This window comes from Nocardioides rotundus, assembly GCF_019931675.1.
Lineage (GTDB): Bacteria > Actinomycetota > Actinomycetes > Propionibacteriales > Nocardioidaceae > Nocardioides > Nocardioides rotundus.
The window spans coordinates 1,565,005-1,581,504 of the sequence record NZ_CP082922.1; the positions used below are offsets into that span (position 1 = coordinate 1,565,005).

A 16,500-nucleotide genomic window follows, 5' to 3' on the forward strand; every position below is an offset into this window, starting at 1 on the left:
GACCCTATGTGGTGCGGCAGATGACAGGCTCAGGTCGTGAGGAGTACGTCGGCACGCTCGCGGGTCCGCTCGCGCGCGAAGTGCTCCGCCTCCCGCTCGGCCCACCGCTCCCAGTGCGGGGCGAAGGCGTCGCCGTCGCGGGCCAGCCCGCGCGCCATCCGGACGTCCCGGTCGGCCTCGACCCAGGCGATCGCCGAGGCGTAGGCCGCGGCGGGTCGTGCCCCCGCGGCGACCCCCTCCACCACCAGGAGCGGGGTCGCCGGCACCGGCACCCACTCCGCGAACTGCCCCGTGTGCCAGTCCCACCGGTGGTAGGCCGCCGGCCGCCCCTGCGCCAGCGGCTGGAGCACGTCGGTGACCAAGGCGTCCAGCACCGCGGCGAAGCCCCCGTCCCAGCCCTCCAGCAGCTCGTCGAGATGGAGCACGTGGGCGGGGCCGCGATGTCCGAGCTCGTCGGCGAGCGTGGTCTTCCCGGACCCCGACGGGCCGTCGACGCAGATCAGCCGGCCCGCGCCCAGCAGTGCCGGTCGCGACCGGGCCAGCGCCAGGAGCCTCCCGGCTCTCGTCACTGGATGCCGCGCCGCCGCAGCAGCTCCTCGATCTCGTCCAGCTCGCTGTCCCCGGTGCCCTTGCGGCGGGGCTGGACGGCCTCGCCGGAGCCGGCTCCTCGCGGCTCGGCGAGGACGGCCCCCGACGACCCGCGAGGTCCCTCGGGAAGCGGCGTCCGTCCCTGGCCGCGGGCCAGCTGGCGGGCGCGGAGGTAGCCGGAGAGGACGATCAGCACAGCGGCCGTGCCGGCCAGCCCCACGCCCGTCCACACCCGCGGGTCGAGCACCAGGCTCGTGGCCCACCGGCTCACGGCACTGCCGATCTCGGTGAACATCCGCAGCGTCCCGGTGAGCCACGCGGCCGCGGGCAGCAGGGTGAAGCCGAGGGCGCGCAGCCCGTTGGCCGCACCGCGGCGGCGGAACGCGACGACGGTCCACACCACGCCGAGCACGGTGAGGACCACGGTCAGGGCGGCCCAGGTTGCCTCGTCCACATCACCAGCCTTCCACATGGCACCCACCGGGATGCGATCATCGGGGCATGGCTCGGGGCACAGACGACGGCGCGGCGCGGTTCGAGGGGGCGGACATCCCGCAGCCGACGTTCGCCGAGGACACCGGAGACGCCGCACCGCTGGTGGCGCGCGCCCTCGCCGACTACGCCCTGGACGCCGGGGCCCTCCCGGAGGCCCTGGTGGCGCTGCAGTCCAGCCGGCTGCTCGTCCCGGTCGTTGCCGTACTCGGGGAGGGCGGGCCCGGCGAGCACGGGTCGGAGCAGGAGAAGGACAGCGAGATGGCGACCGTGCTCATGCAGGGCGCGGACGGCCGGCTGGCGCTGCTCGCCTTCACCGGCATGGACGCGCTGGCCCGCTGGGACCGGTCGGCCCGGCCGGTGCCCGTGGCCGCCTCCGACGCCGCCTCCGCCGCGGTGACCGAGGGCGCCGCCGCGATGGTCGTCGACATCGCCGGGCCGGTCCCGGTGACGGTGGAGGGCGACGACCTGCACGGCTTCGCCCGCGGCTGGACGCTGGCCCGGCTGGGGGACCGCACCGCCTGGGTCCAGTGATTCGGCGGACGCGGGAATCTCAGGTAGCCTGTCGACGTTGACCGATCAGTTCGGCCTGCCCTGGGCGGACCGAGCCGATCATTGCAAGCGGGGACGAAGCATCCACCCGGATGTGGGATCCTCCACCCGCACCGACCGCCGAGGTCGTCGGGTCCAGGGTCCACGCCGCAGTGCGTGCACGGTGCGAGCCGTCCACGTGGGCGGCGCCGAGGCTTCCGCTTGCAGCCAGCGGAAGCCTTTTTCATTGGAGGACACATCAGCACCGAGCTGCGCATCAACGACCGGATCCGGGTACCCGAGGTCCGGCTCGTCGGACCCAACGGCGAGACGGTCGGCATCGTGCCGACCGCCGAGGCACTCAAGCTTGCAGGCGAGGCCGACCTGGACCTGGTCGAGGTCGCGCCGACGGCACGGCCGCCGGTCTGCAAGCTGATGGACTACGGGAAGTTCAAGTACGAGAACGCCCAGAAGGCCCGTGAGGCCCGCCGCAACCAGACCAACGTGATCATCAAGGAGATGAAGCTCCGCCCCAAGATCGACCAGCACGACTACGAGACCAAGAAGGGTCACGTCGTGCGGTTCCTCAAGGCGGGCGACAAGGTCAAGATCACCATCATGTTCCGTGGCCGCGAGCAGCACCGCCCCGAGCTCGGGTTCCGGCTGCTGCAGAAGCTGGCCGAGGACGTGGACGACCTGGGCTTCGTCGAGTCGGCGCCCAAGCAGGACGGCCGCAACATGATCATGGTGCTCGGCCCGCACACCAAGAAGGCCGAGGCCAAGACCCAGATGAAGGCCGCCAAGCAGCAGAAGGCGGCCGACCGGGCGGCCGAGGAGGCCGACGAGCGCGCCCACCGGGCCGCAACGGCCGCCGCGCACAAGGACCAGCCGAAGAAGGAGCGTCGTCGGTCGGAGAACCTCGACCCCGACATCGACCTCTGAGCACCTACGACGTCCGCCGAGCTAGGAAGAGAAAGAAGCATCATGCCCAAGAACAAGACGCACTCCGGCGCGAAGAAGCGGTTCCGGGTCACCGGGTCCGGCAAGATCCGCCGCCAGAAGACCGGCCTGCGCCACAACCTGGAGAAGAAGCCCTCCAAGATGACCCGTCGGATGTCCGGCACCACCGAGGTGGCCAAGTCCGACGTCAAGCGCGCGAAGAAGATGCTCGGCCTCTGAGCCTCGCATCGGTGACCGAGCCGGTCACCTCGGTGGTCGAGCCGGTCACCTCGGTGGTCGAGCCTGTCGAGACCACACCCCTCAGCACCCGAGCAGCAACAAGGAGTCACACACCATGGCACGCGTCAAGCGGGCAGTGAACGCCCACAAGAAGCGCCGGACCACTCTCGAGCGCGCCAGCGGCTACCGCGGGCAGCGCTCGCGCCTCTACCGCAAGGCCAAGGAGCAGGTCACCCACTCGCTGGTCTACAGCTACAACGACCGGCGCAAGAACAAGGGCAACTTCCGCAAGCTGTGGATCCAGCGGATCAACGCCGCTGCCCGCGCGAACGGCATGACCTACAACCGCTTCATCCAGGGTCTCAACCTGGCCGGCGTCGAGGTGGACCGCAAGGTCCTCGCCGACCTGGCGGTCAACGACGCCCCGGCCTTCGCCGCGCTCGTCGAGACCGCGAAGGGCGCCCTCCCCGAGGACGTCAACGCGCCCAAGGCCTCCTGAGGTCGTGACGCCGACCCCCCTGACCGCGGGCAACGCCCGGGTCAAGGAGGCCAGGAAGCTCAGCCGCCGTCCGGAACGCTCCGGGCGGCGGCTCTTCCTTGCCGAGGGCTGGAAGGCGGTCGAGGGCGCGGTCGCCGCGGACGCGCTCGTCGAGGTCTTCGCCACGCCCGCGGCGGCGGAGTCCTCCGCCGACCTGCTCGCCGGCCTGCCGGTCACGCTGGTCGACGACCGGGCGATGGCGGGTCTCTCCGACGCCGTCACCCCGCAGGGCCTGGTGGCCGTCTGCCGCTTCGTCGACACCGCCACGGACGGGGTGCTGGCGGACGGGCGACTGGTCGCCCTGGCAGCCGACGTACGCGACCCCGGCAATGCCGGGACCCTGCTGCGCACCGCGGCGGCCGCCGGCGCCACGGGCGTGGTGCTGGCCGGCCACAGCGTCGACCCCTACAACCCCAAGACCGTCCGGGCCAGCGTCGGCAGCCTGTTCCGGATCCCGTTCGCGCTGGAGCCCGACCCGCTCGGTGCGGTGCGGGTCGCGCAGGGGGCGGGGTACGCCGTCCTCGCGGCCGACGGCGCCGGCGAGGTCGACCTCTTCGACGCCGACCCGCTGCTGGCCGGACCCACCGCCTGGCTCTTCGGCAACGAGGCCTGGGGGCTGCCCGCCGAGCTCGCCGCGGCCGCCGACCACCGGGTCCGCATCCCGCTCCGCGGCGAGGTGGAGAGCCTCAACCTCTCCACCGCCGCCGCCGTCTGCCTCTTCGCCTCCGCCCGCGCGCAGGGGTGAGGGGTGGTTTCCCCGGTTCACCGGTTAATCCTTCACTTCCCAGCCGAAATTTCAGCCGGGAAGTGGCCGTTTCGCCGGTGGACCGGGGAAACGGCCGGGCTCAGCCGGCCGCCCGCGGCGCAGGTACGGCGTCCCCGCCCAGCAGCCCGCGCCGGCGGAGCGCGGGCATCACGCCCTCGGCGAACCAGTAGGCCTCCTCCACGTGCGGGTAGCCGGAGAGGATGACCTCGTCGATGCCCAGCCGGTGGTAGGCCGCCAGCGACTCCGCGACCTCCTCGTGGCTCCCGACCAGCGCCGTACCGGCGCCTCCGCGCACCAGGCCGACGCCGGCCCAGAGCCCGGGAGCGACCTCCAGGTCGTGGGCGGAGGTGAAGGTCGAGCGACCACCGCGCAGGGCGGACATCCGCTGCTGCCCGGTGGACTCGCTCTGCGCCAGCGCCTCCTGGGCCCGCGCGACGGTCGCCGGGTCGAGCCCGTCGAGCAGCCACTGGGCGTGCTGCCAGGCCTCCTCGGAGGTGTCGCGGGACAGGGTGTGGACGCGCAGGCCGAAGCGGAGCGTCCGCCCCTCCGCGGCGGCCAGCTCGCGCATCCAGGCGATCTTCTCCGCGACCTGCTCCGGCGGCTCGCCCCAGGTGAGGTAGACGTCGGCATGCTTCGCCGCCACTGGGCCCGCCGGCCCCGAGGAGCCGCCGAAGTAGATCGACGGTGCGGGGTCGACCCCGCCGCTCACCAGTGCGCCCCGGACGTCGAAGAACCGGCCGGTGAAGTCGTACGGCGCCTCGTGCCAGGTCCCGCGGACCACCCGCAGGAACTCCTCGGTCCGGGCGTAGCGCTCCTCCTTCGACGCGATGTCGCCGAAGCGGGCCTGCTCGCGCGGCTCGCCGCCGGTGACGATGTTGACCATCAGCCGGCCCTCCGAGATCCGCTGGTAGGCCGCGGCCATCTGCGCGGCGAGCACCGGGTTGATGACTCCGGGGCGGAAGGCGACGAGGAACTTCAGCCGCGACGTCTCGCGGATCAGCGCGGCGGTGGTCAGCCAGGCGTCCTCGCAGAACGTGCCGGTCGGGGTCAGCACCCCCTCGAAGCCCAGCTTCTCCGCGGTGCGTGCCACGTCGGCGAGGTAGTCGATGGTCGGCGGCCGGAAGCCGTCGCCGACGGTCTCCTGCAGCCCGGTCCGGACGTCCCCGGGGACGCCCTGTCCGGCGCCGACCAGGGAGCGGCTGTCCCCGGAGGTGGGGAGGAACCAGTGCAGACGCAGGCCGCTCATCCCTCGGCCCCTTCCGACGAGGCGTTCCCCGACGAGGCGCCCTCCGCGGGCGCGCCGGTGGTGAACCGGTTGAACCGGTCGGTGAAGAACGGCGCCACGTCGAACTGCTCGGGCAGCAGCTCGTTGTCGACGAACGTGTCGGCCATCTGCTGCTCGGACTCGATGACCTCCTTGGTGATCGGGACCAGCTCGATCTTCCGCTTCCTCGTGGCCGCCAGGGTGTTGCGGTAGGGCAGGCCGGTCTCCTCCGACCACACCCGGGCCCACGCCTTGCGGTGGGTGGCCGACCACTTCTGCGCACGGGCGATCCGGGCGACGTAGTCCTTGAGGGCGGCGGTGGCGGCCGGATCGTCCAGCGCCTCGTCGGAGGCGACCTGGAAGACGTAGCCGTTGACGACGTCCTCGCCGGTCGTGATCACCCGGGCGCCGGCCTCCTGCTCGGCCTGGGAGGTGAACGGCTCCCAGATCGCCCAGGCGTCGACGTGACCTGCGTCGAAGGCGGCGAGCGCGTCGGCCGGCTGGAGGTTCTGCACCTCGATGTCCTGGTAGCCGACACCGGCCTCGTCCAGCTGTGCGAGCAGGTTGTAGTTCGCCGAGCTGCCCTGGGTGACGGCGACGCTCTTGCCCTTGAGGTCCTTCACGCTCGTGATGTCGGAGTCCTGGGGTACGACGATCGCGTCGCCGGTGCCGCCGTACGTCGCGGCCTGGATGGCCTGGAAGTTGCCGTTCGCCGCCGCCGCGAAGAGCGGCGGGGTGTTGCCGACGCCGCCGACGTGCAGCGAGCCGGCGTCCAGCGCCTCCAGGAGGGGAGGCCCGGACGTGAACTCCTTCCACTGGATCTCGTAGGGGACATCGTCGAGCTCGCCGGCGGCCCGGAGGAGTGCCTGGGAGCCGCCCTTCTGGTCGCCGACGACGAGGGTGACCTTCTCTAGGTCGACCGAGCCGTCGTCGTTGACCGCCTCCTCGTTGCCGATGGCGGAGCCGCCGCAGCCGGTCAGGGCGAGCAGGGAGGCCGCGATCGCGGCGGCGAGGCTCCGGGCTCCGGGGCGGGTACGACGGGTGGTGCGGGCGTGCTGGTTCATGCTGCTCCTTGCTTCTCGAGCTGCTGACGACGGGGGTTGGGCGGGAGGGGCTGGACGCCGAGGGCGTGCATGATCTCGGCGCGGGCCTCCGCGATCTCCGGGCGCGAGGGCTCCCGGTCCGTGCAGGGCATGGTGAGCTCCCAGCTGCGGGCCAGGCGCCCGGAGTCCATGAGGACGACGCGGTCGGCGAGGGCGAGCGCCTCGTCGACGTCGTGGGTGACGAGCAGGACGGCCATGGAGTGGCGCCGCCACAATTCGATCACCAGCTGGTGCATGTCGATCCGGGTGAGCGCGTCCAGCGCGCTGAACGGCTCGTCGAGCAGCAGCAGCGCCGGGTTGCTGACCAGCGCCCGGGCCAGCGACACCCGCTGGGCCTGCCCGCCGGACAGCTCGCGCGGCCAGGCGTCCAGCTTCGCGGACAGACCGACCTCGGCGAGCGTCGCCTCGGCCAGTCGGTCCCGGTCGCGCGCCTCGGGCGAGTTGAGCAGCGCCAGGGCGACGTTCTGCCGTACCCGTCGCCACGGCAGCAGTCGCGGCTCCTGGAAGGCGACCGAGGAACGGCCGCGCACCTGCACCTCCTCCGCCGGCGCCGGATCCAGGTGCGCGATGCTGCGCAGGAGGGTGGACTTGCCGCAGCCGCTGCGGCCGAGCATGACCACGAACTCGCCGGGGGCGATCTCCAGGTCGATGTCGCGCAGGACGTGGTTGTCGCCGAAGGCGCGGTTGTGGTCGGCGACCCGGACCACCGGTCCGTCGGTCGGCAGGTGGTCGGCGGGCGGGGTGGAGCGGGACTTCAGGAGCGCCATGTGAGGGCCCTTCTCTCGGCGAGGCGGACGATGGAGTCGGTGGCGAGGCCGAGCAGGCTGTAGACGGCCAGCCCGACCACGATCACGTCGGTCTGCTGGAACTCCCGGGCCAGGTTGATCATGTAGCCCAGGCCGGAGTCGGCGCTGATGGTCTCGGCGACGATCAGCGAGAGCCAGGCGACGCCGAGGGACTGTCGCAGCCCGACGAGCGTCTGGGGGAGGGCACCGGGGATCACCACGTGCCGCACCCGCTGGCGCCAGGTGAGGCCCATCGCCTTGGCGGCCTCGCTCACCTTGGTGTCGATGTTGCGGATGCCGCCGAAGGTGTTGAGGTAGAGCGGGAAGGCGACACCCATCGCGATCAGCGCCAGCTTGGGCGTCTCCCCGATGCCGAACCAGATGATGAACAGCGGGATCAGGCCGAAGTGGGGCAGGGTGCGCAGCATCTGCATCGGCGGGTCGATCGCGTCCTCGCCGACCCGGGAGAGGCCGGCCAGGACCGCGGTCACCAGGCCGATGGCCGCGCCGATGAGGAAGCCGAGGGCGACCCGCTGGACGGAGGTGAGTACGGCGGACTGCAGCCGGCCGTCGGCGATCAGCTCCCCCGCGGTCGTGGCGATCTGCGCGGGCGAGGCGATGGTGTCCTCGGTGAGGATCCCGGCGCTGCTGAGCGCCTGCCAGATCGCGATGATCAGGAGCGGCGAGATGGCTCGGCGGAGGAAGGCGAGGCGGGAGCGCCCCGCACCTGGCCGGCGCGGTTGTCGACGGGCACGGGTGGGGGCCGCAGCCGCCACCGAGGGAGTCGTGGTGGACATGGGGACTTTGTCTACTGACTTACTACTATTAGATCAAGGTCGTGCCCCGCGTGTCTGCGTGTGTGCTGCCTCACGCTGTGGGGAGGTTTCCCCGGTCCACCGGGTGGACCTGCACTTCCCAGCCGAAATTTCGGCTGGGAAGCGACCGTTTTGCCGGTGAACCGGGGAAACGACCGGTCACCACTAGGCTCGGGGCCGTGAGCGAGGACGAGTCCCTGATCGAGCCGGAGCCGTCGCGGCTGCGGTCGCTCACCGACCTCTACCCCGACGGCATCCTCGGTGCGCAGGCCCACGGGCCGGTGACCCTGCTGAACCGGCAGGCGGCGCGACTGCTCGGCACCGACACCGAGGCGGCACTGGGGCGCCCGATCGCCGAGGTCCTGCGCCTCTACGACCTCGAGGGAGCGAGCTGGCTGCAGCGCAACCGGCCCTTCGAGAGCCTCGGGATCCGCCAGGGGATCCCCGAGCAGTCCTGGCTCAACCAGGCCGGCGAGGAGGTCCTCACCACCGCGCGGCTGATCCGCCAGGAGCACCTCGGTCCCGTGGTCGGGGTCGCCGTCAGCCTCCGGACCGGCCGGGGGCGGGCCCGGCTGGACCGCGAGCGCAGCGACCTGCTGGCCACCGTCTCCCACGAGCTCCGGTCGCCGCTGAGCGGCGTGAAGGGATTCGTCCAGGTCATGCTCAACCGCTGGGAGCAGCTGCAGGACGAGCAGAAGAAGATGATGCTGCGCACGGTGCACAGCGACGCCGACCGGCTCTCCCGGCTGATCGCCGAGCTGCTCGACATCGCCCGCCTCGACACCGGCCGCCTGAGCCTGGCGCCCCGCCCCAGCGACGCCGCGACCCTGGTCGGGCGGGTCGTCGAGTCCGTCCAGGCCGGCACCGCCCGGCCGATCGAGGCCGACACGCCCGAGGGGCTGCCGCAGGTGTGGGCCGACCCGGACAAGCTGACCCAGGTGGTCACCAACCTGGTCGAGAACGCCGTACGCCACGGCGAGGGCACGGTGCGCGTGCGCCTGGAGCCCGGCGGGGACGACGTACGCATCCTGGTCGAGGACGAGGGCGACGGCATCCCCGAGGAGATGCGGCGCCGGGTGTTCACCAAGTTCTGGACCACCGGCGTCGGCGGGTCCGGGCTGGGCCTCTACCTCGCCCACGGCCTGGTGACCGCCCACGGCGGCGCGATCGAGATCGGCGAGACCGGCGACGGCGGGGCCCGCGTCTGCGTGCGGTGGCCCACCCGTCCGCCCGCCTGAGCGACCTCCACACAACCTTCACACGTGGTGCCCGGGATCCCCGCAGGCGCGGCCCTAGGGTCGAGGCATGCGGCAGCGACGGGTGCTTCTGGTCGAGGACGACCGGGTGATCAACGACTCCCTCGCCGACCGGCTCCGCGCCGAGGGGTACGACGTCCAGCAGGCCTTCGACGGCCCGACCGCGGTCGACCTGCACGCCGAGGGCGCGCCGGACGTCGTCCTGCTCGACCTGATGCTCCCCGGCCTCGACGGCCTGGAGGTCTGCCGCCGGATCCAGGCCGAGCGGCCCGTACCGGTGCTCATGCTCACCGCGCGCGATGAGGAGGCCGACATCCTGGTCGGACTCGCGGTCGGCGCCGACGACTACCTCACCAAGCCCTTCCGGATGCGCGAGGTGGTGGCCCGGGTCGCGGCGCTGCTGCGGCGCGTGGACCGGGCCGCGGAGCTGGCCGCGGACCCCGACGACCAGCGCCGGGTCGGCGACCTCACCATCGACGGCCGGACCCGCCGGGTCACCGTCGCGGGGGAGGAGGTGCACCTGACGCCCACCGAGTTCGACCTGCTCGCCTGCCTGGCCCGCGAGCCCGGCCGGGTGCTTGCTCGCGAGCGGCTGCTCGCCGAGGTCTGGGACTGGCCCGACGCCGCCCTCGCCCGGGGCGGCACGCGCACCGTCGACAGCCACGTGAAGGCGCTGCGCGCCAAGGTGGGTGCGGCTCGCGTCCGCACCGTGCACGGCGTCGGCTATGCGCTGGAGCCCGTCGATGGCTGACCCGCGGCCGCTCGACCCGGTCCGCTCCATCAAGACCAAGCTCGGCCTCCTCGTCGCGGTCTCCGTCGTCGCGGCCGGGCTGCTGGTCGCGCTGGGCAGCGCCTCGGGAGTCCCGTGGTGGCTGACCCTGCCGGTCTCCGTGGCGCTCGCCCTGGGCTTGACCCAGCTGCTTGCGGCCGGCATGACCGCGCCGCTGCGCCAGATGACCGACGCCGCGGGGGCGATGTCCCGGGGCGACTACTCGGTGCGCGTCCACACGCTCGCCACCGACGAGGTCGGTCGGCTCGCCGCCGCGTTCAACGCGATGGCTGCCGACCTGTCCGACCTGGACCGGGAGCGGCGCGACCTGGTCGCCACCGTCTCCCACGAGCTGCGCACGCCGCTGACCGCGATGACGGCACTGCTGGAGAACCTCGCCGACGGGGTCGTCCCGGCCGACGCCGAGCAGCTGGGCCGGGCGCTGGCGCAGGCCGAGCGGCTGCGCGACCTGGTGGCCGACCTGCTCGAGCTCTCCCGGCTGGAGGCGGGCGTCGCCGCGCTCGACGTCCGGGACGTCGAGCTGGCGGCGCTGGTTGCCGCGGCGACCGAGGAGGTGCGGGCCGCCGGACGCACGGTGGAGTACGACGCCCGCGTCCCCGCCGCGCTCGACGTCCGGGCCGACCCCGCCCGGCTGCGGCAGGTCCTGGTGAACGTCTTGGACAACGCCGGCCGGCACGCACCGGCCAGGACCGCCGTACGCATCGACGCAGGGGAGGACGACCGCGGCTGGTGGCTGGAGGTCGCCGACGCCGGGCCCGGTGTCGCGCCGGAGCAGCGGGAGCGGGTCTTCGAGCGGTTCGGCACCGACGCCGCCGGTGGCGGCACCGGCGTGGGCCTGGCGATCGCCCGGTGGGCGGCGCAGCTGCATGGGGGGACGCTGCGCTTCCTCGACCCGGTGCCGGGGGAGCCGGGGGCGCGGCTGCGGCTCGCGCTCCCGGCGATCCCCCCGAGCCCCCGCGGCGAGAAGCGAGGAGACGAACAGCGACGACAGGAGAAGCCCGTGGCGATGACCCAGACGCCCCCGCCGCCCTCGCCGCCCCCGCCGTCCGCGCCGACGGGCGGGGTCTCGGGCGGGCCGACCGACCTGGTGCGCCGGCGCTGGCCCGAGCGCCCCGGACTCCCCGGGCCGCGGGTCGTGCTGGGCGCCGCCCTGGTCGGCCTGCTCGCCGGGGCGACCCTCCTCGACACCTGGCCGGGACTCGCCTGGGCGCTGGTGCTCTGGGCCGCCGGCGCCGCCGCCCTCGTCACCGCCCGGCACCGCCGCGACCCGTTCACGCTGCTGTGCTCGGTGCTGGCGGCCCTGCTCGTGCTTCCTCTGGTGCTGCTCGACACGACGCCGGTGATCGGGCTGTGCGTGCTCGCGGCGGCCGCGGTCTTCCTCGTCGGGACCGCCCGGGGACGCAGCGTTCCCGGTTTCGTGCTGTCGTGGGCGGCCTGGCCGCTCTCGGCGCTGCGGGGGCTGCCGTGGCTCGGCCGGTCGGTGCGCATCTCCGGGTCGTCCTCGGTCGCGCCGGCGGTGGTGCGCACGATCGCCTGGTCGGTGCTCGGGATCGCGGTGTTCGGCCTGCTCTTCGCTTCCGCCGACGCCCTCTTCGCCAGCTGGGTGGACGCCGTGGTGCCCGACCTCACCTTCGGCAGCGCGGTGCTCCGCGGCTTCATCGCCGCCGGCGTCGGCGGCCTGACCCTCGCCGGGGCGTACGCCGCACTGAACCCGCCGCGCGTCGAGACCGAGCGGACGGAGGCCCCGGCGCTGCGCAACCGCTTCGAGTGGCTCGCGCCGGTGCTGCTGGTCGACGCCGTCTTCGTCGCCTTCCTCGCCGCACAGGCGACGGCCGCGTTCGGCGGGCACGCCTACCTCGAGCGGACCACGGGCGTCACCTACGCCGACTACGTCCACCAGGGCTTCGGCCAGCTCACCGTCGCCACGGGGCTCACCCTGGTCGTGGTCGCGGTGGCGGCGAGGTACGCCGGCCGGTCGCCGGCCGACCGCCGGTGGCTGCGCGCCTCGCTGGGCCTGCTGTGCCTGCTCACCCTGGTCGTGGTCGCCTCGGCGCTGTACCGGATGCACGTCTACCAGGAGGCGTACGGCTTCACCCGGCTGAGGCTCGTGGTCGACGTCTTCGAGGGCTGGCTCGGGGTGGTGGTGATCCTGGTGATGGTGTGCGGGCTGCTGGGGCGCGGCACCTGGATCCCCCGGCTGGGCCTGGTCACAGGAGCGGTCGCCCTCCTCGGGCTGGCGGCGATCAACCCGGACGCCTGGGTGGCCGAGCAGAACATCGACCGCTTCGAGGCGAGCGGCCGGCTCGACCTGACCTATCTCGGCGCACTGTCGGCCGACGCCGCGCCGGTGATCGTCGATCGGCTGCCCGAGGAGGCCGCCGTCTGCGTGCTGGCGGACCTGCCGGACGAGCAGCTCAGCGCCGCCATCCGCGAGGACCTCTGGTCCTGGAACCTCGGCCGGCAGCGGGCGGAGGCGTCCGTGGACGCGCTCGATCCGGCACGCGTCGATGGCCAGGGCTGCGGGAACCTGGTCGAGTCCTACGCCCGGGACCGGTAGAGTCGACGGCGTGAGCAGCACTCGGCGATTTCCGTGCCCCGGACCGACGCGCGGTCCGGGAGCCGCCTGAGCGCTTCCGCCTCGCCGACGGATCCGGGGGAGCACGCCCACCCCGCCACTCCTAGAATGCGCGCGTCCGCCGTCCGCGCAAGAGAGGGAGCCATGTCCGGCCCCAACACCGACTACGACCCGGTCGAGGTCACCCCGCTGCAGGCCGAGGAGGTCCAGCGGATGCGCGAGGAGGCGCTGGCCGCCGTCGAGGCCGCCACCGACCTCGCCGAGCTCAAGCAGGCCCGCCTGGACCACGCCGGCGACCGGTCCCCGCTGGCCCTGGCCAACCGGGAGATCGGCGCCCTGCCGCCGCAGGCCCGCAAGGAGGCCGGCCAGCGGGTCGGCCAGGCGCGCGGCGCGGTCAACCAGGCGATCAAGGCGCGCGAGGCGGTGCTCGAGGCCGAGCACGAGGAGCGGATGCTCGCCGTCGAGACCGTCGACGTCACGCTGCCGGCCCGGCGTACCCATCGCGGGTCCCGGCACCCGCTCACCACCGCGGCCGATCTGATCGCGGACATCTTCGTCGCGATGGGCTGGGAGGTCGCCGAGGGGCCGGTCGTCGAGGCCGAGTGGCTCAACTTCGACGCGCTCAACCTCGGCGCCGACCACCCGGCGCGGACCATGCAGGACACCTTCTGGACCGAGCCGGCCGACCACCACCTGGTGCTGCGCACCCACACCTCGCCGGTGCAGGCGCGCACGATGCTCACCCAGGAGCCGCCGATCTACGTCGTGTGTCCGGGCCGGGTGTTCCGCACCGACGAGTACGACGCCACGCACAGCCCGATGTTCCACCAGGTCGAGGGCCTCGTGGTCGACGAGGGCATCACCATGGCCCACCTCAAGGGCACGCTGGACCACTTCGCCACCGCGATGTTCGGCGAGGGGATCGACACGCGCTTCCGGCCGTCGTACTTCCCCTTCACCGAGCCCTCGGCGGAGGTCGACCTGCGCTGCTTCGTCTGCAAGGGCGTGCCCGGCAAGGTCGAGGTCTGCCGCACCTGCAAGGGCGAGGGCTGGATCGAGTGGGGCGGCTGCGGCGTGGTCAACCCGCGGGTGCTGGTCGCCGCCGGCATCGACCCCGAGCGCTACACCGGCTTCGCGTTCGGCATGGGCATCGACCGGACCCTGATGTTCCGCACCGGCGCCTCCGACCTGCGCGACTTCTTCGAGGGCGATGTGCGCTTCTCGTCCTCCTTCGGAACGGAGATCTGAGCGATGAAGGCCCCTGTCTCCTGGATCCGGGAGTACGTCGACCTGCCCGCCGACCTCACGGTCGAGGACCTGGCCGCGCGGCTGACCGCGCTCGGGCTCAAGCTCGAGGCGATCGAGCGCCCCGGACACGACATCCGCGGTCCGCTGGTGGTCGGCCGGGTGCTCACCATGGAGCCCGAGACCCACTCCAACGGCAAGACGGTCAACTGGTGCACCGTCGACGTCGGCGACGCCAACGGCACCGGGGAGCCGCAGGGGATCGTCTGCGGCGCGCACAACTTCGCCCCCGGCGACCTGGTCGTGGTGATCCTGCCCGGCGGCGAGCTGCCCGGCGGCTTCGAGATCTCCGCGCGCAAGACCTACGGCCACGTCTCCGCGGGGATGATCTGCTCGGCCCGCGAGCTCGGCCTGGGCGAGGACCACGACGGCATCATCGTGCTGCCCGCCGACGCCGGCGAGCCCGGCGACGACATCTTCGGGATCCTGCCGCTGCGCGACGAGGTCATCGAGTTCGAGATCAACCCCGACCGTGCCTACGCGCTGTCCATCCGCGGCGTCGCCCGCGAGGCCGCGCTGGAGTACGCCGTCCACGAGGACCCGGTCGAGTTCCGCGACCCCGCGCTGCGCGAGACCCCGCCGGTCGACGGGAGCGCCTACCCCGTCGAGGTCGAGGACCCGCAGGGCTGCCCGGTCTTCGTGACCCGCGTCGTCACCGGCTTCGACCCGTCCGCTCCCACCCCGGCGTGGCTCGCCCGCCGGGTCCAGCTGGCCGGCATGCGGCCGATCAGCCTGGCCGTCGACGTCACCAACTACGTCATGCTCGAGCTCGGCAACCCGATCCACGGCTACGACGGCGACCGGCTGGCGGGCCCGATCCGGGTCCGGCGGGCCGCCGAGGGCGAGAGGCTGACGACGCTGGACGACGTCACCCGCGAGCTGTCGACCGAGGACCTGCTCATCACCGACGACTCGGGCCCGATCGGCCTGGCCGGCGTGATGGGCGGGGAGACCACCGAGCTCTCGGAGACGACCAGTCGCGTGGTGATCGAGGCCGCGCACTTCGACCCGGTCTCGATCTTCCGCACCCAGCGGCGGCACAAGCTGCCCAGCGAGGCGTCCAAGCGGTTCGAGCGGGGGGTCGACCCGACGCTGCCCGAGGCGGCCGCCGACCGGGTCGCCGAGCTGCTCGCCCGCTATGGCGGCGGGACCGTCGAGCCGGGTGTCACCAAGGTGGGTGAGGCGCCGGCTCCGACGACGATCACCACCGACACCGGGCTGCCCGCTCGGGTCACCGGCATGGAGATCGATGCGGAGACCGTGGTGGCCGACCTGACCGCCGTGGGGTGTGACGTGGCGGTCGAGGGCGACACCCTGACGGCCACGGTGCCGCCGTGGCGACCCGACCTCACCGACCCCTACGACCTGGTCGAGGAGGTCGCCCGGATCGTCGGCTACGACAACGTCCCCTCGGTGTTGCCCACGGCGCCCGCGGGCCGCGGGCTGACCCGCGCTCAGCGGCTGCGCCGCCGTGTCGGGCGCGCGCTCGCCGGCGCCGGCTGGGTGGAGGTGGTGAGCTTCCCGTTCGTCGGCATGCCGGAGCTGGACGCGCTCGGCATCCCGGCCGAGGACGAGCGCCGTACTCTGCTGCGCCTGGCGAACCCGCTCTCGGCCGAGCAGCCGTTCATGACCAGCACCCTGCTGCCCGGCCTGCTCCGGTCGCTGGCCCGCAACGCCGGGCTGGGGCAGGGCGACGTCGCGCTGTTCGAGACCGGGACGGTGACCCTGCCCGACCCCGAGGCGCCGGCCGCGCCGATCCTCGGCGTGGACCGCCGGCCCACCGACGACGAGCTGGCCGCGCTCTTCGGCGCCGTGCCGGCCCAGCCGCTGCACCTCGGCCTGGTGGCCGCGGGGGAGTGGGCGCCCGCCGGCTGGTGGGGCGAGGGCCGCCCGGTGGAGTGGTACGACGCCGTCCAGGGCGTGGAGGAGGTCGCCGAGGCGCTCGGCGTGCCGCTCGCCCGGCGCGCTGTCGAGCGCGCGCCCTGGCATCCGGGCCGCTGTGCCGAGCTGGTCGCCACCGACCCGGCCACCGGCGAGGAGGTCGTGGTCGGGTACGCCGGCGAGCTGCACCCCCGGGTCTGCCGGGCGGTGGGCGTGCCGGAGCGGACGGTCGCGGCCGAGGCGGACCTGGACGCGCTCTTCGCGGCTGCCCCAACCGAGGTGCGGGCGCCGTCGTACTCCGACTATCCCGTGGCCAAGGAGGACGTCGCCCTCGTGGTGGACGCCGGCGTGGCGGTGGCCGACGTGGCGGACGCGCTGCGCGAGGGCGCCGGCGAGTTGCTGGAGTCCCTGCGGCTCTTCGACGTCTACACCGGGGCGCAGGTGGGCGAGGGGAGGAAGTCGCTGGCCTTCGCCTTGCGCTTCCGCGCGCCGGACCGCACGCTGAAGGAGGGCGAGTCCGGCGCGGCCCGGGACGCCGCCGTGGCGAGCGCCGCCGAGCGGTGCGGAGCCGTCCAGCGCGCCTGACCCCGGCACCCCGCCCCACGTTGCGAGACCGGGGCTGCATCGGCATT

General features: G+C 73.4%; 16 protein-coding genes. 10 read left to right on the top strand and 6 right to left on the bottom strand.

Translation table 11 applies throughout. From position 1 onward, the window contains the following. Positions 1 to 29: 29 nt before the first annotated feature. Both K8W59_RS07825 and K8W59_RS07830 read right to left on the bottom strand, forming a co-directional pair. The gene (locus K8W59_RS07825) at positions 30 to 569 is read right to left on the bottom strand and encodes a nucleoside/nucleotide kinase family protein (RefSeq protein WP_223399297.1); all 540 of its coding nucleotides are present in this window, start codon (positions 567 to 569) and stop codon (positions 30 to 32) included. Next, complete coding sequence (locus K8W59_RS07830; protein WP_223399298.1) at positions 566 to 1,042, bottom strand: hypothetical protein; 477 nt, start codon at positions 1,040 to 1,042, stop codon at positions 566 to 568. Before K8W59_RS07830 ends, K8W59_RS07825 begins: the two co-directional genes overlap by 4 nt. Before the next feature lie 47 nt (positions 1,043 to 1,089). On the opposite strand from K8W59_RS07830, the gene K8W59_RS07835 reads away from it, so the two are divergent. From K8W59_RS07835 to K8W59_RS07855, 5 genes are all read left to right on the top strand, one after another. Further along, entirely contained in the window at positions 1,090 to 1,614 is a 525-nt protein-coding gene (locus tag K8W59_RS07835) for an SseB family protein (RefSeq protein WP_223399299.1), read from the top strand. 219 nt (positions 1,615 to 1,833) lie between these two features. Continuing rightward, complete coding sequence (gene infC, locus K8W59_RS07840) at positions 1,834 to 2,553, top strand: translation initiation factor IF-3 (protein WP_223399300.1); 720 nt, start codon at positions 1,834 to 1,836, stop codon at positions 2,551 to 2,553. A gap of 42 nt (positions 2,554 to 2,595) precedes the next feature. Then, complete coding sequence (gene rpmI / locus K8W59_RS07845) at positions 2,596 to 2,790, top strand: 50S ribosomal protein L35 (RefSeq protein ID WP_223399301.1); 195 nt, start codon at positions 2,596 to 2,598, stop codon at positions 2,788 to 2,790. 115 nt (positions 2,791 to 2,905) lie between these two features. Next, a complete protein-coding gene (gene rplT, locus K8W59_RS07850) occupies positions 2,906 to 3,289 on the top strand; it encodes a 50S ribosomal protein L20 (RefSeq protein WP_223399302.1) in 384 nt (127 codons plus the stop codon). A 4-nt stretch (positions 3,290 to 3,293) separates the two neighbouring features. Beyond that, positions 3,294 to 4,073 (top strand): TrmH family RNA methyltransferase, encoded by a 780-nt coding sequence (locus K8W59_RS07855; RefSeq protein WP_223399303.1) that lies wholly within the window; start codon positions 3,294 to 3,296, stop codon positions 4,071 to 4,073. Positions 4,074 to 4,173: 100 nt separating this feature from the next. Here K8W59_RS07855 and K8W59_RS07860 read toward each other — a convergent pair whose 3' ends face one another. The 4 genes from K8W59_RS07860 to K8W59_RS07875 are packed head-to-tail and all read right to left on the bottom strand — an operon-like array spanning position 4,174 to position 8,043. Then, the gene (locus tag K8W59_RS07860; protein ID WP_223399304.1) at positions 4,174 to 5,340 is read right to left on the bottom strand and encodes an LLM class flavin-dependent oxidoreductase; all 1,167 of its coding nucleotides are present in this window, start codon (positions 5,338 to 5,340) and stop codon (positions 4,174 to 4,176) included. Continuing rightward, positions 5,337 to 6,422, bottom strand: coding sequence for an ABC transporter substrate-binding protein (locus K8W59_RS07865; RefSeq protein ID WP_223399305.1), 1,086 nt, complete (start codon positions 6,420 to 6,422; stop codon positions 5,337 to 5,339). The genes K8W59_RS07860 and K8W59_RS07865 overlap by 4 nt, the downstream gene beginning before the upstream one ends. Further along, entirely contained in the window at positions 6,419 to 7,228 is an 810-nt protein-coding gene (locus K8W59_RS07870; protein WP_223399306.1) for an ABC transporter ATP-binding protein, read from the bottom strand. Before K8W59_RS07870 ends, K8W59_RS07865 begins: the two co-directional genes overlap by 4 nt. Beyond that, complete coding sequence (locus K8W59_RS07875; RefSeq protein WP_223399307.1) at positions 7,216 to 8,043, bottom strand: ABC transporter permease; 828 nt, start codon at positions 8,041 to 8,043, stop codon at positions 7,216 to 7,218. Before K8W59_RS07875 ends, K8W59_RS07870 begins: the two co-directional genes overlap by 13 nt. Positions 8,044 to 8,240: 197 nt before the next feature. Between K8W59_RS07875 and K8W59_RS07880 the strand changes: the two genes are divergently transcribed. From K8W59_RS07880 to pheT, 5 genes are all read left to right on the top strand, one after another. Beyond that, entirely contained in the window at positions 8,241 to 9,299 is a 1,059-nt protein-coding gene (locus tag K8W59_RS07880) for a sensor histidine kinase (RefSeq protein ID WP_223399308.1), read from the top strand. Positions 9,300 to 9,366: 67 nt separating this feature from the next. Continuing rightward, positions 9,367 to 10,068, top strand: a complete 702-nt coding sequence (locus K8W59_RS07885; protein ID WP_223399309.1) for a response regulator transcription factor — start codon at positions 9,367 to 9,369, stop codon at positions 10,066 to 10,068. Beyond that, complete coding sequence (locus K8W59_RS07890; protein ID WP_223399310.1) at positions 10,061 to 12,664, top strand: DUF4153 domain-containing protein; 2,604 nt, start codon at positions 10,061 to 10,063, stop codon at positions 12,662 to 12,664. The genes K8W59_RS07885 and K8W59_RS07890 overlap by 8 nt, the downstream gene beginning before the upstream one ends. Positions 12,665 to 12,826: 162 nt before the next feature. After that, on the top strand, positions 12,827 to 13,930 hold the full coding sequence (gene pheS / locus K8W59_RS07895) for a phenylalanine--tRNA ligase subunit alpha (RefSeq protein WP_223399311.1): 1,104 nt from the start codon (positions 12,827 to 12,829) through the stop codon (positions 13,928 to 13,930). 3 nt (positions 13,931 to 13,933) lie between these two features. Further along, the gene (gene pheT, locus K8W59_RS07900; protein WP_223399312.1) at positions 13,934 to 16,453 is read left to right on the top strand and encodes a phenylalanine--tRNA ligase subunit beta; all 2,520 of its coding nucleotides are present in this window, start codon (positions 13,934 to 13,936) and stop codon (positions 16,451 to 16,453) included. The last annotated feature ends 47 nt before the right edge of the window (positions 16,454 to 16,500 follow it).

Bases quoted from the DNA above. Each gene is read 5' to 3' on its own strand.
- K8W59_RS07835 (WP_223399299.1), top strand. From the start codon at position 1,090: ATGGCTCGGGGCACAGACGACGGCGCGGCGCGGTTCGAGGGGGCGGAC.
- rpmI (WP_223399301.1), top strand. From the start codon at position 2,596: ATGCCCAAGAACAAGACGCACTCCGGCGCGAAGAAGCGGTTCCGGGTC.
- rplT (WP_223399302.1), top strand. From the start codon at position 2,906: ATGGCACGCGTCAAGCGGGCAGTGAACGCCCACAAGAAGCGCCGGACC.
- K8W59_RS07860 (WP_223399304.1), bottom strand. From the start codon at position 5,340: ATGAGCGGCCTGCGTCTGCACTGGTTCCTCCCCACCTCCGGGGACAGC.
- K8W59_RS07865 (WP_223399305.1), bottom strand. From the start codon at position 6,422: ATGAACCAGCACGCCCGCACCACCCGTCGTACCCGCCCCGGAGCCCGG.
- K8W59_RS07870 (WP_223399306.1), bottom strand. From the start codon at position 7,228: ATGGCGCTCCTGAAGTCCCGCTCCACCCCGCCCGCCGACCACCTGCCG.
- K8W59_RS07875 (WP_223399307.1), bottom strand. From the start codon at position 8,043: ATGTCCACCACGACTCCCTCGGTGGCGGCTGCGGCCCCCACCCGTGCC.
- K8W59_RS07885 (WP_223399309.1), top strand. From the start codon at position 9,367: ATGCGGCAGCGACGGGTGCTTCTGGTCGAGGACGACCGGGTGATCAAC.
- K8W59_RS07890 (WP_223399310.1), top strand. From the start codon at position 10,061: ATGGCTGACCCGCGGCCGCTCGACCCGGTCCGCTCCATCAAGACCAAG.
- pheS (WP_223399311.1), top strand. From the start codon at position 12,827: ATGTCCGGCCCCAACACCGACTACGACCCGGTCGAGGTCACCCCGCTG.
- pheT (WP_223399312.1), top strand. From the start codon at position 13,934: ATGAAGGCCCCTGTCTCCTGGATCCGGGAGTACGTCGACCTGCCCGCC.